General features: G+C 26.9%; 26 protein-coding genes. All 26 read right to left on the reverse strand.

Features of this window, described 5'->3' with window-relative positions:
• Positions 1–71: 71 nt before the first annotated feature.
• Entirely contained in the window at positions 72–1,688 is a 1,617-nt protein-coding gene (locus tag AC07E4_RS16045) for a GmrSD restriction endonuclease domain-containing protein (RefSeq protein ID WP_478216982.1), read from the reverse strand.
• Positions 1,689–1,774: 86 nt separating this feature from the next.
• The gene (locus AC07E4_RS16050) at positions 1,775–1,975 is read right to left on the reverse strand and encodes a hypothetical protein (RefSeq protein ID WP_478216983.1); all 201 of its coding nucleotides are present in this window, start codon (positions 1,973–1,975) and stop codon (positions 1,775–1,777) included.
• 825 nt (positions 1,976–2,800) lie between these two features.
• Positions 2,801–3,790 (reverse strand): tyrosine-type recombinase/integrase, encoded by a 990-nt coding sequence (locus AC07E4_RS16055; protein WP_478216984.1) that lies wholly within the window; start codon positions 3,788–3,790, stop codon positions 2,801–2,803.
• Positions 3,791–4,010: 220 nt separating this feature from the next.
• Positions 4,011–4,826, reverse strand: coding sequence for a sporulation transcription factor Spo0A (gene spo0A, locus AC07E4_RS16060; RefSeq protein ID WP_040329330.1), 816 nt, complete (start codon positions 4,824–4,826; stop codon positions 4,011–4,013).
• Positions 4,827–5,008: 182 nt separating this feature from the next.
• Positions 5,009–6,196 carry a SpoIVB peptidase gene (gene spoIVB, locus AC07E4_RS16065; protein ID WP_081771021.1) on the reverse strand — a complete coding sequence of 396 codons (1,188 nt, stop codon included), beginning with the start codon at positions 6,194–6,196 and terminating at the stop codon, positions 5,009–5,011.
• A 409-nt stretch (positions 6,197–6,605) separates the two neighbouring features.
• Positions 6,606–8,300 (reverse strand): DNA repair protein RecN, encoded by a 1,695-nt coding sequence (recN, locus tag AC07E4_RS16070; protein ID WP_040329333.1) that lies wholly within the window; start codon positions 8,298–8,300, stop codon positions 6,606–6,608.
• A gap of 12 nt (positions 8,301–8,312) precedes the next feature.
• Positions 8,313–8,765 (reverse strand): arginine repressor, encoded by a 453-nt coding sequence (locus tag AC07E4_RS16075; protein ID WP_040329334.1) that lies wholly within the window; start codon positions 8,763–8,765, stop codon positions 8,313–8,315.
• On the reverse strand, positions 8,762–9,616 hold the full coding sequence (locus tag AC07E4_RS16080) for an NAD(+)/NADH kinase (protein ID WP_040329335.1): 855 nt from the start codon (positions 9,614–9,616) through the stop codon (positions 8,762–8,764). Before AC07E4_RS16080 ends, AC07E4_RS16075 begins: the two co-directional genes overlap by 4 nt.
• A complete protein-coding gene (locus AC07E4_RS16085) occupies positions 9,613–10,440 on the reverse strand; it encodes a TlyA family RNA methyltransferase (protein WP_040329336.1) in 828 nt (275 codons plus the stop codon). The genes AC07E4_RS16080 and AC07E4_RS16085 overlap by 4 nt, the downstream gene beginning before the upstream one ends.
• 414 nt (positions 10,441–10,854) lie before the next feature.
• Positions 10,855–12,723, reverse strand: a complete 1,869-nt coding sequence (dxs, locus tag AC07E4_RS16090; protein ID WP_040329337.1) for a 1-deoxy-D-xylulose-5-phosphate synthase — start codon at positions 12,721–12,723, stop codon at positions 10,855–10,857.
• Positions 12,724–13,096: 373 nt separating this feature from the next.
• Positions 13,097–13,963 carry a polyprenyl synthetase family protein gene (locus tag AC07E4_RS16095; RefSeq protein ID WP_478216985.1) on the reverse strand — a complete coding sequence of 289 codons (867 nt, stop codon included), beginning with the start codon at positions 13,961–13,963 and terminating at the stop codon, positions 13,097–13,099.
• Between the two features lie 24 nt (positions 13,964–13,987).
• Complete coding sequence (locus tag AC07E4_RS16100) at positions 13,988–14,206, reverse strand: exodeoxyribonuclease VII small subunit (RefSeq protein ID WP_040329340.1); 219 nt, start codon at positions 14,204–14,206, stop codon at positions 13,988–13,990.
• Entirely contained in the window at positions 14,206–15,411 is a 1,206-nt protein-coding gene (gene xseA / locus AC07E4_RS16105; protein WP_430829747.1) for an exodeoxyribonuclease VII large subunit, read from the reverse strand. The genes AC07E4_RS16100 and xseA overlap by 1 nt, the downstream gene beginning before the upstream one ends.
• Positions 15,404–16,249, reverse strand: a complete 846-nt coding sequence (locus AC07E4_RS16110) for a bifunctional 5,10-methylenetetrahydrofolate dehydrogenase/5,10-methenyltetrahydrofolate cyclohydrolase (protein ID WP_430829746.1) — start codon at positions 16,247–16,249, stop codon at positions 15,404–15,406. Before AC07E4_RS16110 ends, xseA begins: the two co-directional genes overlap by 8 nt.
• Positions 16,250–16,281: 32 nt before the next feature.
• Positions 16,282–16,686, reverse strand: coding sequence for a transcription antitermination factor NusB (nusB, locus tag AC07E4_RS16115; protein ID WP_040329344.1), 405 nt, complete (start codon positions 16,684–16,686; stop codon positions 16,282–16,284).
• A 285-nt stretch (positions 16,687–16,971) separates the two neighbouring features.
• Positions 16,972–17,373, reverse strand: coding sequence for an Asp23/Gls24 family envelope stress response protein (locus AC07E4_RS16120; protein WP_040329346.1), 402 nt, complete (start codon positions 17,371–17,373; stop codon positions 16,972–16,974).
• Between the two features lie 75 nt (positions 17,374–17,448).
• Positions 17,449–17,976, reverse strand: coding sequence for a SpoIIIAH-like family protein (locus AC07E4_RS16125; protein WP_040329347.1), 528 nt, complete (start codon positions 17,974–17,976; stop codon positions 17,449–17,451).
• A 41-nt stretch (positions 17,977–18,017) separates the two neighbouring features.
• Positions 18,018–18,719 (reverse strand): stage III sporulation protein AG, encoded by a 702-nt coding sequence (gene spoIIIAG / locus AC07E4_RS16130; protein ID WP_040329349.1) that lies wholly within the window; start codon positions 18,717–18,719, stop codon positions 18,018–18,020.
• 39 nt (positions 18,720–18,758) lie between these two features.
• Positions 18,759–19,340 (reverse strand): stage III sporulation protein AF, encoded by a 582-nt coding sequence (gene spoIIIAF, locus AC07E4_RS16135; protein ID WP_040329351.1) that lies wholly within the window; start codon positions 19,338–19,340, stop codon positions 18,759–18,761.
• A 77-nt stretch (positions 19,341–19,417) separates the two neighbouring features.
• Complete coding sequence (gene spoIIIAE / locus AC07E4_RS16140; RefSeq protein ID WP_040329352.1) at positions 19,418–20,590, reverse strand: stage III sporulation protein AE; 1,173 nt, start codon at positions 20,588–20,590, stop codon at positions 19,418–19,420.
• 22 nt (positions 20,591–20,612) lie between these two features.
• Positions 20,613–20,996 (reverse strand): stage III sporulation protein AD, encoded by a 384-nt coding sequence (spoIIIAD, locus tag AC07E4_RS16145; RefSeq protein WP_040329353.1) that lies wholly within the window; start codon positions 20,994–20,996, stop codon positions 20,613–20,615.
• Between the two features lie 11 nt (positions 20,997–21,007).
• Positions 21,008–21,205 (reverse strand): stage III sporulation protein AC, encoded by a 198-nt coding sequence (gene spoIIIAC, locus AC07E4_RS16150; protein WP_040329355.1) that lies wholly within the window; start codon positions 21,203–21,205, stop codon positions 21,008–21,010.
• A gap of 12 nt (positions 21,206–21,217) precedes the next feature.
• A complete protein-coding gene (gene spoIIIAB, locus AC07E4_RS16155; protein WP_040329357.1) occupies positions 21,218–21,736 on the reverse strand; it encodes a stage III sporulation protein SpoIIIAB in 519 nt (172 codons plus the stop codon).
• Positions 21,733–22,650, reverse strand: a complete 918-nt coding sequence (gene spoIIIAA, locus AC07E4_RS16160; RefSeq protein WP_423219654.1) for a stage III sporulation protein AA — start codon at positions 22,648–22,650, stop codon at positions 21,733–21,735. Before spoIIIAA ends, spoIIIAB begins: the two co-directional genes overlap by 4 nt.
• A 174-nt stretch (positions 22,651–22,824) precedes the next feature.
• Positions 22,825–23,382, reverse strand: a complete 558-nt coding sequence (efp, locus tag AC07E4_RS16165) for an elongation factor P (protein WP_040329360.1) — start codon at positions 23,380–23,382, stop codon at positions 22,825–22,827.
• Between the two features lie 80 nt (positions 23,383–23,462).
• Complete coding sequence (locus AC07E4_RS16170; protein WP_430829745.1) at positions 23,463–24,533, reverse strand: M24 family metallopeptidase; 1,071 nt, start codon at positions 24,531–24,533, stop codon at positions 23,463–23,465.
• Between the last annotated feature and the right edge of the window lie 18 nt (positions 24,534–24,551).

The following is a 24,551-nucleotide window of genomic DNA, read 5'->3' on the forward strand; positions in this document are numbered from 1 at the left end:
TTCAATTCTTTTTGTTAAAAATAGGTGGGATCTGAATGGATGATAAAAAAGTATGAAAGCTACTGGGTAAATTAAACCTCAGTAGCTTTTTTATATTCTAGCAATCTATCTATTTCCTTCAATATATCCCCTTTTCTATAAGTCATAAATCCTTCTAAATCGTCATTTAATAAACACTTCAATCCTTTTTCAGATATCAAATGAGTTTTTAATATTTTTGCCATATATTCCTCACCCATTTCTTTTATTAATCCTGAAAAATAATCTGATGGTTTTAAGTATCCTTTTTTTTGATTAGATGATGATATTATTGTCTTATTTAAAATACTATTCTCTTTATATCGGGATGAAGGAAATATATGATCTTGTTGTATATTATTAAAATTGAACTGTGGAGCATTTCCCGTCTGAAAATCTAATGCACCTTTCAATACAATTAAATTCATTATACTTTTATATAGTGCTGAATTACCATTATCGCATTTATCTATCTCATTTTTATAGTCCATTTTTTTAAGAAATTCAGGAACTTTATTATATTTTATCCATTCTTTAATAGCCCTGTAATCACTCGATGAATTCGAATCTGCCCCTTGGTCGTATCTACAATTTACAACTGTACACCAATACCATTTGTCTATTTTTTCATAATTTATTATTTTTTCAAGTTTATGTTTTTTTACAAAATTAAGCATTGCTGCTAATGGTACTATGACTGTTGTATTGGGCATCCATTTATTATAGTTAAAAACACCATATCCATTTTTTAAGTCTGTTATTCTACAATAAGCTTCGTCCAGCGAATCCAACGCTTCATTCCAATATAGCTCAAAATTTTCATTATCTAATTCAAATATATTCTTCTTTTTACATTCACCTATACTTATTAAAGCCATAACTTTAAGTATCATCTCTGGTTTAATGTGCTTTGAACTTAAAAATTCATATTTTCTTTCAGCTTTTTCTAATAAGTTTTTAAGATTTATTCCGTATTTATACATTTTAGCTATCATTAATTCAAATATAGATAATTGCTTACCAGTTCTATTTATTCGTTCATAAATTTCTAATATTTTTTCCATAGGTGTGTCTTTATTTAACTTAACTATATTAATTTCTCTATTATTAAAATCCTTAACTATGTTAGTTATAGTATTAAAATTGCTATCCATTTTAAATAAATCAACAATATATGCATCATCATTTTTCATTTTTGAAAAGGGTATAATTCTGCTTTTATTTTCTATAGTATTCAATTTACTTTTATTGTTTATATTTACAGCTATAACAGACCCATTTATATCTCCATCTATGTATTTGTCTACATCAAAATAAAATTTAGTTGGATGTCTACTGTTTTTTAAATTGAAATTAGGTTCATTTAAAGCATAATACAAAGAGCTAATTCTTTGCTGTCCATCCAAGACTATATGCACAAATGAAGATATTTCTGCCTTTCTATTTTTTTCCTTCACACCTTCTATTAAATTTAATGCAAAATCAGATTCTGTCTTACCTACACCTTCAATAACAAGCATTGATCCTATAAAATAATCGCCTATTAGTGATACTAATAATTCTCTAGTGTCTTCTGAATTCCATACAAAACTTCTTTGAAAATCTGGTAATACCAGTTCTCCATTCTCTACATATTTTAATAATTGACTCACTTTTTCATTATCTCGCATTCAATCACCTCTACGCTTTTTTTGTAATTATATCCATAATTTCATATGATATACTTAAATGTAGAAGTATTTTTATTTTATAACAATTATATATTTAATTTTAATTGTTCTCCATCTTCTGAATTATCCTTTTCCTTATTTTTATTTACCTTGTTCTTAGTTTCACTCTTATCATTATTTCCCTTTCGTTTTCCTATGCCTTTCCATCTCTTGTTCTTATCCTTTTCTAGTTCCTTCATCTCTTTTTCTAATTCTTCTAATTTTTCTTTATTAATATCTTTATCCATTGTCCTATCCTCCATTTACCCTATTTTCTATTATGCCATAGGTTCTTACCCAATCTTATCTATTTTTCTTACACCCTAACTCTATCTTTATTCTATACTATAATTTTAAAATCTTATTACTTGGTTAGGCTTGTTAGATTTTGGCATATAGTTATCTACCTATATTCATAAAAAAAATTAATTAATTATGAACATAAGTAGATAACTATTAATTTTTTAATACTTGGTTGAGTATTGTTGAGTTTTATTAATACTAATATTGCTAATGCTTAGTTTTACCATTTATAGCTTGTCCTAAATGTATTATATTACTAAGTTCTACCCGATAATTATATCGCCAAACTACCACCACAACTATTATTTCAGGGTATTGGTTGTTGCTCACCTTACGTCACATAAACACCTTCTACAAGCTATAATATTAGTAATTCACTTGCACTTTATATAACAGTTAACTTTGCTGCATTGGCTTAACTAACCTAGTTTTTATAGATGTTACTGCATTTCATCTACTATAAACCATTACTTAAAAAAGGGTATAAGAAACACACCTGTTGCAATTCTAATTTTTTTTGATACAATAGAAGTAGAAACAGTTTATAGATTTTTCTATATTCAGTTTTGATTACTTTAAATAAAAAATTATTAGTCAAAGTAGGTATTGCGAGTACCTACTTATTTTTTAACCTTTTTTACCTTCATTTACTGTTTAATCCTTTTGATAACAGTTTCCTAACTACCCATAAATCCCCTAATGTATAACCTAACTGGCTACATATAACCACTAATTAAATATTTAATAAATAAAACATATCTACTTAAAAATTACATCCTCATGTTTTCCAAAGGACTAAATCTTTGGTAGTTTTTTCTTATATCTTCTGTTGCTAAGTCCAGATATGCCTTTTCCGTTACTGTAACACTACTGTGTCCTAATAATTTTGAAAGAGTATAAATATCCCCTCCAGCCATTAAAAACCTTCTCGCATAGTTATTACGAAGCACATGAGGTGTTATATTTTTAAGTCCTACTCTATCGCAATATTTTTTAAAGTTTTTTTCAAAATTACTTATCGCTAACTGAGTGCTTCTATTTGTACAAAATAATAAATCTGATTCAGCATATCTATCTTTATATTGCATCCACCTTCTAAGCAATCTAGACATAGAATTTGAATAAAATACGTATCTATCTCTACGACCTTTATTAATTTCTGCTGGTATAAGTATAGCTCTTCTATCTAAATCTACATTTTCTACACTAGTTGCTAAAGTTTCTCCAATTCTCATTCCTGTGTCAATTATTAGTTGAATTATTACATAATCCCGAAATTCGCTAAACTTTGTTGTATCCAAATTCTGCAATAATCTTTTAAACTCCACATCCGTCAATTGACTTTTAGATATTCTTTTATTTTTAAATTGTTTAATTTTAGTGATTGGATTTTTCTTTATAATTCTTTCATTTTCTAAAAAATTAAAAAATACTTTTAAATTTCTAATGTAGTTATTAATTGTTGTTATACTAACTTTTTTTGCATAATCTTCTCGATTTTTAGGATTGTTTATATACTCTCTGTTGACATCTGATGTAAAAGTATATTTTCCACGATCTTTCGTATAATTTATATAATCCCTACACATATCTTCTGTTATCTTGCTTACTTCTGTTACATGGAAAGTATCTTGAATATATTTAGCAAACAACCTTAAACATTTCTCATAATTATCAATTGTTTTTCTTGTTAAATCTTTATTTACACAATAAATCATAAAATCATCTATCACATAATCAATATTTCTATTTTTGAGCATTAAAAAAACCTCCAATGTTATTTTTTTACATTAAAGGTCTTTTTAAAACTCTTATATGAAGTTTATTGGTTTCAAACTATGTTTATTGGTTTTAAAATATTGATTTTATAATACTTATATCGATAATAAATTTTCCTTGTTTTCATACTATTCAAAACAATATTAGAGCATTTCGACAAAAGTATACCTTTTCACGCTAATTTCCTTAATAATTCTTTAATTAGCTTACTCTATTTCTTAATCTTAATTTGTCTGCTACCATTGCTATAAATTCTGAGTTAGTAGGTTTGCCTTTATCATTGTGTACTGTATAGCCAAATAGTTTGTTTATTGTATCAACTTGTCCTCTTGACCATGCCACTTCAATAGCATGTCTTATAGCTCTTTCAACTCTTGAAGCTGTAGTGTTATATTTTTTTGCAATTGTTGGATATAATTCTTTAGTAACTGCTGATAAATAGTCTATATCATTTACTACTAATGTAATTGCTTCTCTTAAATACATATAACCTTTTATATGAGCTGGCACGCCTATTTCATGAATAATATTTGTAATTTCTGTTTCTAGGTTTATTGGGCCACTTTCTAATGTTTTAGATACTGCTGGCACTTCTGATGCTACAATTGTTTTTACATTTTCATCTGTATTGATTGTATTATTGAACATTTGTCTTATACGTTTTGTAAATACATCCATATCAAATGGTTTTACAACATAATAAGTTGCTCCTAATGTTATTGCTCTTTGTGTTATTTTGTCTTGTCCAACTGCAGATAAAACTATAACTTGTGGCATTGGATCTAAACTCATGCTGTTTAATTTTTCTAAAACTCCTAATCCATCTAAATGTGGCATTATTATATCTAAAACTACTAAATCAGGTTTCTTTTCTTCAATAAGTTTTAACGCTTCTAGCCCATCCTTTGCTATAGCTACAACATTTATATCCTTTTGACTTAATAAATAGTCATTAAGAATATTACAAAATTCCTTATTATCATCTGCTATAAGTACACTTATACTATTTTGTTCCATATTGTTATACTCCCCTTTTCTCACTTATTACCATTTTCTAACATTTTATAGTTTCGACAAAAGTGTTTCAAATCCTTTTTTTTAACTAAAAAAAATAAAAATTTTATTTTTAAATTAAAAATAATAGAATGCATAAGAACCCTCTCTTATACATTCTATTATTTTTTACTGAAAAAATCTATCTATTTTGATAAAATATCTGCATCCTTTAACATCCAATCTATATAAACTCCATAACCAGTATCCGGTTTATTAATTAAAACATGAGTTACAGCACCTACAATTTTACCATCTTGTATTATAGGACTTCCACTCATACCTTGAACTATTCCTCCCACCTCTTCTAAAAATTTTTCATCAGTTATCTTTATTACCATGCTTTTTGATCCTGGAGAACTTTGTGTTAATAATTTTTCAATTTCAATATCATAAAATTTAGGTTCAGTTCCTTCTACGGTTGTTAATATTTTTGCCGGTCCTACTTTTATTTCTTCTCTTTTTGCAACTGGTAAAGGTTCACTATAAACTTGATTTTTTAATGTATCTTTACCTTGACCAAATATTCCACATTCTGTGTTATTTTCAATTTTTCCAAGAGAAGTTTCTTCTTCTATAAATATTCCTCTTAATTCTCCTGGATTTCCTTTAGTACCCTTTCTTACTGACACAATATTAGAAGACAAAATTTCACCATTAGCAATAGACATTATATTTCCCGTGTCTACATCTGTAATTGGATGACCTAACGCTCCGAATTTTTTACTTTTTGCATCATAAAAAGTTAATGTTCCTACTCCAGCTGTAGAATCTCTAACCCACAATCCTATTTTATATTTATCATCATTTAAACTTTTTACAGGTTTTAATTCTAATTGCAATACTTCATCTTTTCTTTGAACTGTAATTTTTACCTCTTCTCCATCGCATCTATTAATGTAAGTTGCTACATCTTCAGAGCTTTGTACTTGTTCATTGTTTATTTTTAATATACTATCACCGATTTGTATTCCAGCTTTTGCTCCTGGACTTATTATACCTTTTTCAGTTTCTATATCAGAAATAGCAATTACTAAAGCACCTTTTGTATTTAATTTTATACCTAATGGCTGACCTCCAGGATATAATTTTATTTCGGAAGTTGTAGCATATAAATCTTTTTTTGTAGGTATACTTTCATTATTAATATTACTTACTTTTAAATCAATGTCATGTTCTTTTGCATTATTACTTTCATCCAATGCACAAACATTATCTTTATTTAGCTTAAATGCTAGTTCTATCTTGTCATATACATTATTATATATATTTATACTAACAAATAGCATTATAGCTGTAATAAATGATAATATAGTATTTCTATGTTTGTTCATAATGCTATACCTCCTTGCAACTTTATAATTTTAAATTTCCCTCATTCTGTTCATATTATGTTGATATTATATTTCTTTAAAAGTTAAAATAATTAGTTAATTGTATTATTTTCATATACACTTTTTGTAATGATATTTATTTTATTAGACTTTTCTTAGTCTTAAATTAAATGCTTTATATTATAGTATATTCTTTATATCTTTTTAAATTTTAAATTATTTTTAACCTTTTGTAATATTTTCATTATATTTACATATTTTTATTGTTTTTAAATTTTAATTTATGTAATTGTAGAATTATTTTTTTAATTTGCAAAAAAGTCATAGCATTATTTTATGATTTTTTATTTTTTATATGTATGTTTTATTATAAAAAAAAATTTAGCAATAATTATTGCTAAAAATTTTTTTAAACTATATTTCTTTTTAATATCTCAGCCATTTCAATCATTTCTTCTGCATTTTCTAATGTAAGCTTAGTTACCTCACTACCACCAATCATTCTTGCTATTTCATATTTTTTATCACACTTACTCATTTTCCTTACATTTGTTACTGTAGTATTTTCAGTTGATTCTTTAGCTATTAAATAATTATGATCTGCCATACTTGCAATTTGTGGAAGGTGAGTTACACAAAATACTTGGTGATTTTTAGATATTAAATACATTTTTTCTCCAACTCTTTGTGCTATTCTACCACTTATTCCAGTGTCTATTTCATCAAATATAACTGTTGGTATTTCATCCTTATCAACAAAAACTGTTTTTAGTGCTAGCATTATTCTAGATAGTTCTCCACCAGATACTATCTCTTCTAAGGGCTGTAGTGGTTGTCCTGGATTTGTAGCTATGTTAAACTGAACTTTATCCATTCCATTAATATAAAACTGCTCTGTAAGTTTAACATCTATTCTAAAAACACTTTTATTAAGTCCTATGTAATCTAATTCGTGTTTAACTTTTTTCTCAAGTTCAGCACTTATTTCTAATCTAATATTATGAATTTCTAAAGCTTTATTTTTCATTTCTTCTTGAATTACTTCTTTTTTCTGTTCTAATTTTTCTATTATTTCTCCACTATTAGAAAGTTCATCATATTTTTCTTCTAATTGCTTCTTATGTTTTAAAACTTCTTCTATAGTTTCTCCATACTTTTTCTTACAAACGCCTAACTGATATATTCTTGAATTTATGTATTCTAATTCTTTTTCATCATAATAAATATTGTCTTTTAACACTCTTATTTCATCAATATTTTCTTCTATAAGATAATATGAGCTTTCTAATGAATCTGCTATAGTTTTTATTTCAGTTTTATTATTTTCTATAGTTCTCAATTCTCTAATAACATAAGATAAATTGTCTATTAAAGAAGGTACTTCATCTCCACCTAATTTTAAATAGTTATAAGATAAAACTAAACTTTTCTCTATTTTTTCAGCATTTGATAAAAAAGAAAATTTTTCTTCTAGTTCTTCGTCTTCTCCAATTTTAGGATTAACTCCATTTATCTCATCAATTTGAAATTTTATGAAATCCATATTTTTTTCTCTATCGTTATTGTTTCCTTTTAGTTCTCTAATTTTACTTTCAATGTTTGCAAGTTCTGTATACATTTTTTCATATTCAATTAAAAGCTTTTCAATATTTTCACTTCCAAAAGAATCTACGTATATTATGTGATTAGAATTATCTAACAGATTTTGATTTTCATGTTGTCCATGTATATCTAATATAGTTTCACTTAACATTTTAACTTTAGATAATATTAAAGTTTTCCCATTAACTTTTGCTATTGATTTGCCTGTGTTAAAGCTTTCTCTTGTTATTACTACAACATCATCACAATCAATTTCCAAGTTTTCTAGTATCGCTTTGGTTTTTTCATTTTCTAAAGTAAATATAGCTTCAACTACTGTTTTTTCTGTTCCAACCCTTATTAAATTCTTATTAAATTTTCCACCTAATACATAGTTAATTGCATCTATTAAAATAGATTTTCCTGCTCCAGTTTCTCCGGATAGAACATTAAATCCATTTTCAAAATCGATTGATAAATTCTCTATTAATGCAAAATTCTTTATATTTAATTGTAATAACATCTATCTATCATCCTATCTATGAATCAAATTTTCAATTTCTCTTAACACTTCATCTGTTTTCCCTTGGCCTCTTGTAATTACTAAAACTGTATTATCTCCAGCTATTGTTCCAATTACACCATCAAATTCAAAAGAATCTAATGCATCTGCCGCTAAAGCTGCTGATGCTGATATTGTTTTTACAACTAAAAAATTATCTATTCTTTCAACTGATATTGCAGTTTTAGAAAACATAGTTGCCATGGCATTAGGACTATATCCTTTTAATTTTGTAGATGCAGCATATTTATATCTTCCATTGTGTGATAAAATTTTTATAAGATTTAATTCTTTAATATCTCTTGATACTGTAGCTTGTGTTACGCTTATACCTTCTTCTCTTAGTTTCTCAGCCAATTCCTCTTGTGTTTCTATATCTTCATTTTTTATTATTTCATAAATTTTTTCATGACGTAAACTTTTCACGAATTATCACCCTCACACTCTATAGACCTCGAAATTATTTTTTTACGCAATAATTTAAAATAATTATAGTCTTCAAATTTTATTAAATTACACTTCCTTGGAAGAATTTCTATAACAACTTCTTCACCATTATTTATTTCTATAACAGACTGTCCATCTACAGATAAATAAACCTTCTCATTATGAGAATCAACTTTAATCCTCAATATATTTTCTGAGTGTAACACTATTGTTTTAATTCCTACTGATACTGGACAAATAGGTGTAACAGAAATAACATCCAATGTAGGATAAATAATAGGTCCACCTGCTGATAACGAATAAGCTGTTGATCCTGTTGGTGTAGCTATTATTAAACTATCAGCTTTATAGTTTATATAAAATGTATCATCAATATATATATCATAGCTTACAACACTTGCTAATGTATCTTTTAATATAGCTATTTCATTAAGTGCAGAATAATAAATTTCTTTGTCTCTTTTAGGCAATGAACATTTAATCATCATTCTCTTACTTATACTATATTTATTTTCTAATATGTTTTTTATTGCTTCTTCTATCTCTGAAAATTCTATACTAGATAAAAAACCTAAATGTCCTATGTTTACAGGAAGAATAGGTGTTTCAAACTTTTCTACTGCTCTTGCAACTCTTAGTATAGTTCCATCTCCACCAAGAGCAATAACAAAATCTAATTTTCTATTTTCTTCATTGTCTAATTCTATTGAATCATAAAACCTCTTAATTTTGCAAGATTTAAAATACTTATTCACAAGTCCTTCTACTTGTGTCATTATTTTCCCATCTACATCCTTTGTAGAATTTATGTTTATACCTATAAATTTCATACTTCCTCCAGTGATAATCTTGAGTGTGCTTCTTTTACTAGATTTGAAACTTTATATATATCAAAACTCTTATCTATTTCATTTTTACTTTTTTTAAAGTTAATTAAGTATTCAATGTTTCCATTTGGTCCTTTTATTGGTGAATAATCTAACTTTTCCACCTTTAAATTTAAACCTTCTAAAAGTGCTACTATTTTAAGTAGTACATTTATATGGTCTTCTTCTTTTTTTACTACACCTTTTTTATTTACTTTTCCCCTACCAACTTCAAATTGTGGCTTTATAAGTGCAACTACTGTTCCATTTTCATTCAAAAGTTCTGAAACAGCTGGAATAACTTTTTCTAAAGATATAAAAGATACATCTATTGAAGCAAAATCACATAGTTCTCCTATATCATCATTAGTTACATATCTTATATTTACACCTTCCATTGATATAACTTTAGGATTTTCTCTTAACTCTCTAACTAATTGATCATGTCCTACATCTATAGCATACACTTTAGATGCTCCATTTTCTAGCATACAGTGTGTAAATCCTCCAGTTGAAGCTCCTATATCTAAGCAAATTTTATCTTTTAGTTCAATTTCAAACTGTTTTATTGCTTTTTCTAGTTTTAGTCCACCTCTACTTACATATGGAATAACTTCACCTTTAAATTCTATCTCTGAATTTTCATCTACTTTTTTTCCAGCTTTTGTTTCCTTTTTTCCATTTATATAAATTTTACCTTCACTTATATATTCTTTTGCTTTTTCTCTAGATGTAGCAAATCCTTTATCACATACTAATACATCTACCCTTATTAAAGTATCACTCATATAAACTCCTTTATGTAACTCTAAATATGTTCATCTTTATTTTTTTATCTATAGGGTTCCAAGTTCAAATTAAAAATAATTTCTTTATCAAATTATGTTAGCGGTATTGAATTTTATTACTATGTTTATATTTATATTTATATTTGTAACCAATTAACAGTTAACAATAATGGTGAATATCACCGGGTATTGAAATCTCAGCTACAATGTTTTATTTGTACTTCAAATAAAATTAATACAATGTTTTATTTGTACTTCAAATAAAATTAATATAATATTTTTCTCCATAAAAAGTTTACTTTAGAGAATGAATTTTTCATCGTTAATTCTTAATTAAAATATAAACAACTTAATTTTTAACTTTAAAACCCTATATAGAGTTATAAACTAAATTTTAGTTTATAACTCTATAGTTTACAATTCATTTTTTATTTTGTTATAAATTCCATTAGAATCTAATCCATATGTTTTATATAAAATATCTACATTTCCATGTGGTATAAATTCATCGTTAAATCCTAAATTAATAACTTTTATATTATTATTAATTTTATTTACGTGTTGTAAAACAAGTGTTCCAAGACCCCCATTAATAACATTATCTTCGATTGTTACTATTTTTTCAAAGCCATTTTCTATTAAATCTTCTATTAATTTAGTATCTATAGGCTTTATAAAACACGCATTTACAACAGTAATATCTATATTTTCATTTAATAGCTTTTCTCTTACTAAAACTGCACTTTGAACCATTTTTCCAGTTGCTATAACTGCTATTTTCCCTTTAGGTTCTTGCAACACTTCCCATTTACCTTTTTCTATAGCTTTCATTGATGATAAATGAACATTAGGATTGTCTCCACCTCTTGGATATCTTATAGCAATCGGATAATTTGCATTCACTGCAAATTTTAGCATTTCTTTAAGTTCATCAACACATTTAGGACTCATAATTGTCATATTTGGTATATGTGACAAATATGATAAATCAAAAATACCTTGATGTGTTTCTCCATCTTGCCCTACTATTCCTGCTCTATCTATAGCAAATACAACCGGTAGATTTTGAAGTGCTACATCATGTACTATTTGGTCATATGCTCTTTGAAGGAAAGTTGAATAAACTGCAAATACAGGTTTCAATCCTGAAACTGCCATACCTGCTGCCATAGTGACTGCGTGTTGTTCTGCTATACCAACATCAAAAAACCTTTTTGGAAACTTCTTAGAAAACTCTCCAAGACCAGTACCTTCTGGCATTGCAGCTGTAATTGAAACAACCTCTGGCATTTGTTTTGCAATATCAACCATTGTATCTCCAAACATTGAAGAGTAGCTTTTGCTACTACTTCCATTCATCTTTCCATTATCACAATTAAATGGACCTACACCATGAAATTTATTTGGAAATTTTTCTGCAAAAGTATAGCCTTTACCTTTTTTAGTTATAGCATGTATAATTACAGGTCCATTATATTCTTTAGCCATTTTTAAAACTTTACTCATTTCCTTTATATTATGACCATCTATAGGACCTAAATATTTTATTCCCATGTCTTCAAAAAACATTCCTGGTACTAAAATTTGTTTTATGCCATCTTTAATTTTATGTATGGAATTTACCATTCCTTTACCAACGTTTGGTATTTTCTCAAGCTTGTTGGTTACGTCATTTTTAAGTCTATTATAACCATTATCAAGCCTTATTTCACTTAAGTAAGAAGATACTCCCCCTACATTTTTAGATATGGACATTTCATTATCATTTAATATAATTATGACTTTTGTTTTTTTATCTCCCACATCATTTAACGCTTCCATAGCCATTCCACCTGTTAAAGCACCATCTCCAATGACAGCAATAACATTTGAGTTTTCTTTTTTTAGGTCTCTTGCACGAGCCATACCAACTGCTGCAGATATAGATGTACTACTATGTCCTGTATTAAAGAAATCATATATACTTTCTTCCCTTTTAGGAAATCCACTTAATCCATTAAATGATCTTAATGTGTCAAAGTCACCTTTTCTTCCAGTTAATATTTTATGAACATAACTTTGATGTCCTACATCCCAAATTACTTTGTCACTATTAAAGTCAAATACATTAAATAAACTAATAGTTAGCTCAACTATTCCTAAGTTTGATGCTAAATGTCCTCCAGTTTGTGAAACTTTATCTATTAAAAACTCTCTAATTTCTCCCGCAAATTCATTTAGCTCTACTAAATTCATGTACCTAATACTATTAAAATCCTTATAATCATGTAAGTATTTTGTCATTTTCATTATCCTCTTTTACAAAATATATTATTTTTGTAACCATAAAAAATATATTATCTATAATTTTATATAAATAGTAATTTTCCCATCATATATCCCATTTCATATATAAATATATAAATTTGTATAAAAGTATATATTTATACAATAAAATAATTATTTATTTATCGATTAAATCACTTTAAACTTTATTATAAATGTATATTTTAGTTTTTATTTTGCTATTTGCAAGTAAAATTATATCATATCATATTAAAATATCAAAATTGATATTTTTTTAAAGTCATCACTATCATTTTGGACACATTAGTCATAAAATAAGTTCAAAATTTTTCAAACATCCTATCTACTATATAATTTTGCTTTGTACTTACTAATAATTTCTAACCAGTAAAAATTCTGTAAGTTCTTTCAACTCCGTTGTATCCCCTTTTAGAGAGTTTAATAACTCTATACATTCATTTGTTAATTTAATACACTGTTTCTTACATTCATCCATTCCACACATTGTTATAAAGTTTGTTTTTAAGTTGTCTTTATCACTTAAACTTTTTCCAGCAATTTTTTCATCACCAGTATAATCTAATATGTCATCTTTAATTTGAAAAGCTAACCCTAAATTTTCTCCATACTTTTCAAGAATTTTTAGTTCATCAGAACTTGCTTCTCCAAGTGTTGCACCTGCCAATATAGATGCTTTTATAAGTTTACCCGTTTTATTTTTATGCATCATAAGTAGCATTTCTTCCGATATGCTTTTTCCTTCACTTTCAATATCTATGATTTGCCCTAATATCATTCCTTCTGCTCCAGCAGATTTAGCTATTATATTAGAAGCTTTTATTTTTCTCATTTCAGCATTCATACATTCATTAAACATTAATATCATAGCTTCATTTAAAAGTGCATCACCAGCTAAAACTGCTCTAGCTTCTCCAAAGACTTTATGATTAGTTGGCTTTCCTCTTCTTAAATCATCATTATCCATACTTGGTAAATCATCATGTATTAATGAATATGTATGTATCATTTCCATTGCTGTAGCAAATGGAAGTGCCTCTGAAGTATCTTCTTTGTATAAACTATATGTCAAAAGTAAAAGAATTGGTCTTATTCTCTTTCCACCTATAGTCAAACTATATACCATTGGCTTTAAATACTCTTTAATTTCACTAGGTTTCGAATTAAAATAATCCAATATATAATTTTCTATTAAAACTTTAAAATCATTATTTTTCATAATTAATTCCTCACTAATCTCATATTACTCTACTATTTCAAACTCTTCTTCTTTGTCTTCAGATAGTACTTTTATCTTTCCTTCATAAGCATTAAGAAGTTTATAAAGTTCATTGCATAATTTTATACCATCTTCATATTTTTTCATAGATTCATCTAATGTAAGATCTCCATCTTCCATTACATTTATAATATCAGTAAGCTTTAAAAGTTTATCTTCGTAACTTTCTTTTTTTCTTGGCATTACTCTTCATTCATCCTTTCTATTTTAAAGGTTCCTTTTCCATCCTTTAGTAAAATCTTTACCTTTTTTTCATCTTTTAATTCATTTATTGAAGATATTACATGTTTTTCATTATCATATATAAGAGAGTATCCTTTATTTAATATATTTAATGGATTATGTGCTCCTAAAAGTTCATAGTTTTTTTGCACTTCTCTTAGTTGATATTCCAATATCTTTTTCATTTTATGCCCTAATATTTCTTTTTTATTATCTATAATATTGTATTGATTAACTAAAAAATTTTTAGGGCTATTTAGTTCAAGTACTTTTTCGTACATTTCTAAATTTTTTTTATTTTTCAACATTTCAGATTTTATGTTGTTTGTAAGCATTCCTCTTATATTTAATAATCTTTCATTTAATTCTTCTATTGTTGGCACTACTATTTCTGCTGCTTGTGATGGTGTTGATGCTCTCTTGTCACTAACAAAATCACTTATAGTAAAGTCTGTTTCATGTCCTATTCCCGTAACTATAGGTTTTTTAGATTTTGCAATAGCTCTTGCTACAATCTCTTCATTAAACGCCCATAATTCTTCTATAGACCCTCCACCTCTTGCCAATATTATAACATCAATATCAGTAATAGAATTTAATTTTTCTATTCCTTTAACTATATCATATTTAGCATTAATTCCTTGTACTAATGATGGATATATTAAAATATCTACTTTATCATTTCTTCTTCTTGTAACATTTATTATATCTCTTATTGCTGCACCTGTACTAGATGTTATGACACCTATTTTTCTTGGAAACATAGGTATGTCTATTTTATTTTCAAAGTCAAATAATCCTTCTTCTTCTAATTTTCTCTTAAGCTTTTCGAATTCTATATATAAATTTCCAACCCCATCAATTTCCATACCATCACAATATAATTGATAAACACCTTCTTTTTCATAAACAGATATTCTCCCATTAACAAGAACATTCATACCATTTTCTGGTATGAATGTTAATGAATTTGCATTACTTTTAAACATAACGCAGTTTATTTTTGAAGAATTATCTTTTAGTGAAAAATAAATGTGTCCACTACTATGAATTTTAACATTGGATAATTCACCTTTTACATTTGCATTTCTAAGTATAAAATCATTATCTAATGTCTTTTTTATATAATTGTTTAAAGTGGATACTGTTATTATTTTACTATACATTCTTCTCCCATGCCTCACATGTATTTTTTATAAGCATTGTTGTTGTCATAGCTCCAACTCCACCTGGCACTGGTGTAACAAGTGATGCTATATCTATAACTTCATCATAAAGTACATCACCTTTAATTTTCCCCTCTACCATTGTTGTTCCTACATCAATAACAATTGCTCCTTCTTTTACAAAATTCTTTGTAACAAAAGCTGGTCTTCCAATTGCAGATACTAAAATATCTGCATCTTTGCATACTTCACTTAAGTTTTTAGTTCTTGAGTGACATATTGTAACTGTTGCATTTTCATTTAATAGAAGTTGTGCTGCTGGTTTACCAACTATATTACTTCTACCTATGATAACTGCCTTTTTTCCTTCTATGTTATTTTCTACAGATTTTATTATTTCTATAACACTTTTAGCTGTACATGGTATAAAACATTTTTCACCTTTATATAGCTTTCCAATATTAACATCTGTAAGTCCATCAATATCTTTTTCATAATTTATTGAAGAAGTTATTAGTTTTTCATTAAATTTCTTTGGTAATGGTAATTGAAGTATTATTCCATCAACATTCTTATCTTCATTTAAGTTTTTTATTTCATTTAAAAGTTCTTCTTCTGTTATACTTTCTTCCAATATTATTGAAGTGTATTTAACGCCTAAAGATTCACTAAGTTTTTGTTGATTTTTCATATAGGAAATTGATCCCCCATCATTTCCTACTAATACTGCTACCATGGATGGTTTTCTAACACCTTTAGCAACCTTTTCCTCAATATTTCTTTTTATTTCTTCTCTATGAGCTTTAGCGATTTCTTTTCCGTCTATTTTAATGCCCATTGAAATCCCCCCTTTTATTAATACAATATATACTATATATTCTTTATTATACTGTTTAATACTCCATTAATAAAGGCTGAAGAGTTATCTTCTCCATATTTCTTTGAAAGTTCTATTCCTTCATTCATAGAAACCTTCTCTGGTATATCTTCTTCAAATAATATTTCTGCTGTAGCTAATCTTAAAATTGCTAAATTTATTTTAGAAATTCTTTCTATAGTCCATTTAACTAGATTTTTAGATATAATTTCATCTATTTTTTCTTTATTTTCTTCAACAGTTTTTAGCATTCTTATTAAATACTCAAAATCTACATCATCTATTTTAGTATCAGTGTTTTCTTTAAAATTATTTATAGTCTCCATATAATTATCTTTGCTAATTGACATTTCAAATAATAGCTTCATAGCTATTTCCCTAGTTTTTCTTCTATTCATAAATTTCCTCCTATATATAAGCCATATCTCATGGCTTCAATATGATTAATATTTGTTATTATACTAAAATAATACTTTTTCATTCGAAATAATATTTATCAATTAAAATTAATATGTAATTTAAGTTCTTTTTTAATTATTGTTAATATGACAATATATTATTCAATTATTTTCAAACGAAAATAATTATATCATAAAATATACCTATTTGTGAAATTAAGTTTTAATTTTAATTATATAAAAATAATAAGAAGCCTTTCAACGTACATTGAAGGCTTCTTTTTATTAAACTTCTTGTTCTTTTTTTTCTTCTTTATCTGGTTTAGGGAGTATAACGTTTTGAATGTATATATTAACGGCAGAAACATTTAATCCTGTCATTGATTCTACAGTTCTTTTTACATTATTTTGAACTTTATAAGATATTTCAGATATATTAACACCATACTCAACAACCACATGTAGATCTATCATAGCACTATCTTGTTCAAGTGTTACTTTAACGCCTTTAGATACATTTTTTTTCATTGGAAATAACTGCGTTATTTCACCTGTCTTTGAACTCATTTCTATAATGCCATTTATCTCAGATGCTGCTAATCCAGCTATAATACTTACAACTTCATCAGATATTCTTACAATTCCAATTTCTTCATTTACTTCTTCAAATTGTTTGTTTTCTTCCATATTAGTACCCCCTTATTTCTCGTAGGTAAAAGTTGTTAGATTTATTATATCAGATAAAGAATTAGATTACAAACATTATTCTATTACCTTTATTTGAACGTCTTTTATATTTGCTTTGCTTATTACTATGTCCTTTATTTGTCTTAATTGTTGGTCACTTAATTCTTTTTGATTTTTTAGAACTATATTAGCTTTTTTATCGCCTAATTCACACACTGCATCTTCAAAGCCTTGAGATTTTAATGCTAATTCTATGTTAGTTTCTTTATCTCCTCTTAAAGCTAAAGTTTTATATTCTTCTGCAGCTTGTTGTTTTTGTTCTTTTGGTGTATTTTCATTATCTAGTAAGCTTTTTAATGATTGAGTTGCTTTATTTCTTGATTGTTCTCTGCTTAGCTTAGCTTCTGTAAAATAACTAGTGCTACTTGTTGATTTTGTCTTTTCATTTTTTAAACTTGTTTTGTTGTTCTTTAAAGCTGTTTTTTCTCCTATAACCTCGTTGTCATTTACATATAAAGGTGAGTTTACTTTAGTAGCAGCATATCCACATAATACTACAACTAATAATAATGTAGAAATGATTAGAGTCTGTTTTTTATTCATATTTATTCCCCCCAAAATTTTTATTTCTAACTAATTATATGCTAATCTTTCATAGGATATACCTGAACTTCACTTTCATTTAAACCAAATAAATTTGTAACTGCTTGACGCACTCTAAGTTCAGTTATTTGATCTGATGCACCTTGTGCAACTACACATACTCCTGTTATTTTAGGATTATATGTTTTAACTATGAGTGGAGATGTTTTAGATCCATCACTCTCCATAACTACTGTACTTCCCCCATTTTCTTGTGTAATGTTTCTTTGTCCTCCAGTTGTATCTTTTTCTTCTGTATTACTTTTAGAATCATTAACATTAAATGCTGGTATTTGTTCTTCTCCACCTTCAAAATAAATCATTGCTTCAACTTTTCCAACTCCATCAATCTTTTGTAAAATTTCAATAAGTTCACCTTGAATTTTTTCTTTATATGAAAGATTTTCTTTCACTGAACTATTAACTGCTTTTTCATTATTATTTTTATCTGTAACCATAACATTATTAATATTTTTAGAATCATTGAGGTCATTTGGAATAGATGCTTGTTTTGTATTTTTACTAAAAAAGCTTCCTATAATAAGCAACATAATTCCAATTATCAATAATACTGATAGGTTATAAATTCTACCATTTGATTTTTCTTTAGTTTTATTATTATCTTCTTTTTCATCATTTATACATTCTTTACTTTTATCTTTTGTATTACTAAATAATTGTTCTTTTATTTTCTTAAAATCCACATTTCTACCCCCTTACTAAATTCTTATCTTTACTTAATTTTATTTTCTACAAACCAATACACTCTCTTCTGATACATTATATTTGTTACTTATATACTTTTTTATTTCATTTGATGTCTCATCATTTGTGTTATCTACAGTCATAGCCTTATCATTTCCTATTTCTATTTTTTTTATTTTAGGAACAATACTATCACACAAAGCAACTTCTATACTTTCAATATTGAAAATTTTCTTTTCTTCATCAAAAGATGCTTTTACACTTGCTGTAAATTTTTTATCACTATATTTTGTTTGCAAATCCTCTATACATTGCTTTTCCATGTTTTTTTCAAAATTCTGAATTGTATTTTTTATATTTATATCTTTGTACTTTTCATAATCTACTTCATATTCCTTGTCAAAGATATACCCTGTTGATTTTTCTATTTCATCATAAATATTTATTTCCGAATTAAATAGTTTAACTATCGGATTAAGCATTATAACCACTAAGACAAGCCCTAATACAAATTTGCAATATTTTTTCATAGAATTATCCGGAAGTATCATTTGTACTGCAGTAATAAAAAACACTGCACTACTTAAAATTATTATAAAATTTCTTAACCCCTCTATCATAAAACTCATCCTTTTTCTATTTAATTTGTTAGATTCTTAATAGCTTGTACCAATAAGATTAAATTCAATATCTCTTTTTATATAAGTAATGAACTTTTCCCCGCAACCGCCACAATTGATATCATTATAAAAAACATTATACTTACACTTATTACACATGAACTTATAGTTATTAAGGAACTACCTGCTGAGTCTATAACTGATACTATTTTTTTATCACTTATTGGTTCTAAAACTGCTGCTGTAAGTTTATAAATTAAAGCCATTATTAGTATCTTTATTATTGGCATCAAAACTATTATAAGTACTACTATCAACCCAACAGTACTTATAGCATTTTTCAAAAGCATCGTATATCCTGCTACTGTTGAGATTGCATCTGATAAAGTTTTTCCTACTACTGGGATAAAATTATCTACTGCAAATTTAGCTGTTTTCATAGTAACTACATCTATACTTTTAGCTGCTATACTTCTTATTGTTATAGTCCCTATAAATACCGTTAAAAATATACCTTGTATCCATATAGCTGATTTTTTTATTAAATTAGTTAAATTACTTATTTTGTAATCATCACAAATATTATTTACAAAACTTAATACAAAACTCATTGTTATTAATGGAATTAAGACTAGAGAGTAAAATTTTGCTCCTATGCTACATATACCCATAATTATAGGATCCATTAGCATTGCCTCAGATAATCCCCCCATACTAGCAAGTAACATCATTAAAACCGGAAATAGTGCTGTTATAAAATCACTCATTTCTTTAATTGCATTTCTTGCAACATCTATACCTATAAAAAATCCTTTTGCTATAATTATTATCATGAGCGAGTAACATGCAAAGTGTGCAATATTCGATATGTTGTCAACTTTAAATGCTTGCTGCAAATTATTTAAAAGTGCACATACTATAGCAACTATAATCAATGAGCCTACAAGTTTAAATGAAGCTACAACTTCTTTAAATGCATACATTAAAAAATACTTTGAAATATCTTTTATAGATAAACCACCATCTCCATTTTTTATATAACTATCTACAAATTCTCTTGGATTTAAATTTCTTAATATCTCATAATCATTTTGAATATTTGATATATAATCGTACAGTGATTCTATCTTTTGTTTTTCTTCTTCTGTCATTTCAACATTACTATTTATATTACTATCACCATTTTGTACAGCTTGTACATGAACTGGTATAAATAATATTAAAATTAATATGAATAGAAACTTTTTCATACATATACCTCTTTTTTCACTTTTACAACATCTTTAATATAGTTTGTAAAACACCCATTAGAATTGGCATAGCCAAAGTAAGTATTAATATTTTTCCTGCAAATTCTACTTTAGATGCTATACTACCTTCTCCTGCATCCTTACACACTTCACTGCAAAAGGATGCTAAATATGCAATTGCTAAAATTTTGAAAATAACATCTAAATAAATAGCATCAATATTAGCTTTATTAGCTATAGTTTGTAAAAAGCTTATAACTATGTTTAATTTACTAATCACAAATATAAAAATAATTATTCCTGCTGAAGTACTTACTAATAGTGCTATATCACTTCTATTATGTTTTAATGTTTGTGCCATAAAGAGAGCTGCAAAAGCAAATCCTACTATTTGCAATATTTCCATAATGCCCTCCCTTAAAAATTAACTAATGTTTGTATTGATGAAAATAATTTTACTACAAGTGTTACAACCATCATTAGTATTATTACTATGCCTGCAAAGTTAACAATAGTTGCATAATCATCTCTTCCTCCACTTTTAAGAACTTTGTCTAATATTATAGTAATCATCCCCATTGCTCCTATTTTTAAAATCAATCCAAAATCTAACATTTTACTGCCCCCCTAAATAAATATTATTGTAATCATAGCTCCTATAGTAAAACCTAAATATCTGTACATTTTTAAATTCTTTTTTAATTTTTCTTCTCCATTTTCTATGTTTTTCTTCAAATTCATTATGGACAATTCAAACATATCTTCTTGGCTATCTAAATTTATCTCTCCTAAGGTTTTAGATAAATTTAAGAATATATCAACATCTTCTTTCAAAAATAATAATTCTTGTTTATATTTCTCAAAAGCCTTATAAAAAGCATCATAAACGCTATCACAAACACCTTCTTCTAAACTTTTCGATATGTGTATGAACACTTTATTTACAGGTTCTTTACTTCTTTCTGCTACAGTTGAAAATGCTTGATATAATAACGAATGACTATAACTTATTTCATTTTTCAAGTGATACATTGATCTTTCAAATTCTTTTAAGTTATTTACTCTTTTTTTTAAATTTTCACCATAAAGATATCCTATTAGAGAAGAAGTTATTAAAACTATACCTGCTCCTATAAACTTTATCACCTACAAACCTCCTTTATTTCTTTGCATTTTTCAAAGTCATAAATATATTCTATTGTTCCTATACCTTTTCTATTACTAAGTACAATTGCTCTTTTAAAAACAGCATTTTCCATTACTTCTTTAAATACAGGTCTTTTATATAAATCTTCTATATCAAATCCATGTATAGTTGTTATAAGATTTACACCTGAATTTAATGCTGCTATTATGCTTTCCATATCACTATGTGTTCCAATCTCATCACAAATTATTACTTCTGGCGACATACTTCTTATTGCCATAATTATGCCTTCACTTTTAGGACAACTATCCAATACATCTGTTCTATTTCCTACATTCATCTGTGGTATCCCCTTAAAACATGCTGCTATTTCACTTCTTTCATCTATAACAGTTATGTTTTTACCTTTTAAATTTATACCATCCCCATCAGAAATAATTCTGCAAAGATCTCTAAGTATTGTTGTCTTCCCACATTTTGGTGGAGAAATAATTATTGTATTAAGTATTTCTTTATTTCTAACAATATAAGGGATTAAATACTTAGAACAATTTACAACTTCCTTAGCAACCCGTATATTTATTGATGTTATATTTTTTATTGTTTTTACCACATTTTTTTCTGTTACTATGGTTCCACACAACCCTACTCTATGTCCACCTCTTATAGTTATATATCCATGTTTTATTTCGTTTTCAAATGCATATATAGAATAACTACTTATTTTTTGTAATATAAATTTTATATCTTCTGCACAAGGCTTGTACTCATATTTTTTTTCTATATTATTTATATATAGATATATTGGCTTGTCTATTTTTATTCTTATCTCTTGTAATTCATCTAACTTAGTATTATTTTCAACTATCATTCTTATATTCTTAGGTAAAATTTCAAGTATATCTCTTGTCATTTTTATCATCCTTTCATATTCCATTAATATTTAGGACTACGTAAAATTATTACAAAATTTCAAAACTTTATTTTATATGTACAAAAAAAATAAGCATAGTAATAACAGTTTTGTTATTACTATGCTTATCTTAAGGCTTGCTATACTAAATCAAACAAACCTAGCATATGTAGATTAAACTCTTTCCATATACTCTCCAGATCTTGTATCTATTCTTATAGTTTCTCCTTCATTTACGAATAAAGGTACTGGAACTATTGCTCCTGTTTCTACAGTTGCTGGTTTCATTACATTTGTTGCAGTGTTTCCTTTTACTGCTGGCTCTGTGTGAGTTATTACTAGCTCAACAAAGTTTGGCGCTTCTACAGAGAATGCTTCTCCTTTGTAGAATTTTATGATTGCAAACATATTTTCTTTTAAGAATTTTATAGCATCTTCAACTTTTTCATGGTTTAGTGGAATTTGTTCAAAAGTTTCTTGATCCATGAAATAATATAATTCTCCATCTGAATATAAATATTGCATTTCTTTTCTTTCAATTACTGCTTCTTGTAATTTAGCTGTTGGGTTGTAAGTTGTATCTGTTACTCCCCCAGTTATAACGTTTCTTAGTTTAGTTCTAACAAACGCAGCTCCTTTTCCCGGCTTAACGTGTAGGAAATCTATAACTGTATAAACTTGTCCATTCTCTTCAAAAGTAGTTCCTTTTCTTAAATCTCCTGCTGAAATCATTAGTGTTACCTCCTAATATAATAAATGTTATACCTATTGTTATATTTTAGTATAACCATAAGCAATAAAATTAGCATAAATTATTTTAAACATATTAATTCTTTTGGTGATTTTGAAAATACTTCGTAACCATCTTCTGTTACTAATATTATATCTTCTATTCTTACTCCACCAAAGTTTGGAATATAAATTCCTGGTTCATCTGTTATAACCATTCCTGGTTTTAATATTTCTTTACTTCTGAAATTAACCATTGGAAGCTCGTGAACTACTCTACCAACGCCATGACCAAGACCATGACCAAAGTATTCACCATAGCCTGCTTCTGTTATTATGTCTCTTGCTATTTTATCTAAATCATAACAAGATATTCCTGGTTTAACAGCTTTTAATGCAGCTTCTTGTGCTTTTAAAACTACATTATATATTTCTTTCATTTTTTCATTTGGTTCCCCTATAACTATAGTTCTAGTCATGTCAGAACAATATCCATCATACACTACACCGAAATCTAATGTCAAGAAGTCTCCATTTTCAACCACTTTTTCTGTTGCCATTCCATGAGGAAGTGATGATCTTACTCCAGATGCAACTATAGAAGGAAATGAAAGTCCAGTTGCTCCTAATTTTCTCATATAGAATTCTAATTCTAAACCTATTTCTCTTTCAGTCATTCCTGGTTTTATGAATTTTAGTATATGTTCAAAACCTTTGTCGGCAATATTTTGAGCTTTTCTCATAATTTCTATTTCTTTTTCACATTTGATTTCTCTTAATGTTTCAAGAACACCATTAAGAGGTATTAACTCACAGCTCACTACTTCTTTATATGAATTATATAATTCATAAGTTAATACATTTTCTTCAAATCCTAATTTTTTTATATTAAACTCTTTAACAATTTTATCTAAAAAAGCTTCAAAAGGTCTTTGATATTCACGTACTTCATAATCTTTAACTTCTTGAGTTGCTTGCTCTGTAAATCTAGAATCAGTAATAAATATAGCTTTATCCATAGTTATTATTGAATAGCTTTCATCACCTTTAAATCCACTCATATAGTTTCTATTAACATCACCTTGTAGTAAGACAGCGTCTAAGCCTCTTTCTGCCATAACTTTTCTTAATGTTTCTATTCTTTTACTAAACATAATAATCTCACCTTTCCC

The sequence above is a fragment of the Clostridium amazonense genome, from assembly GCF_056431285.1.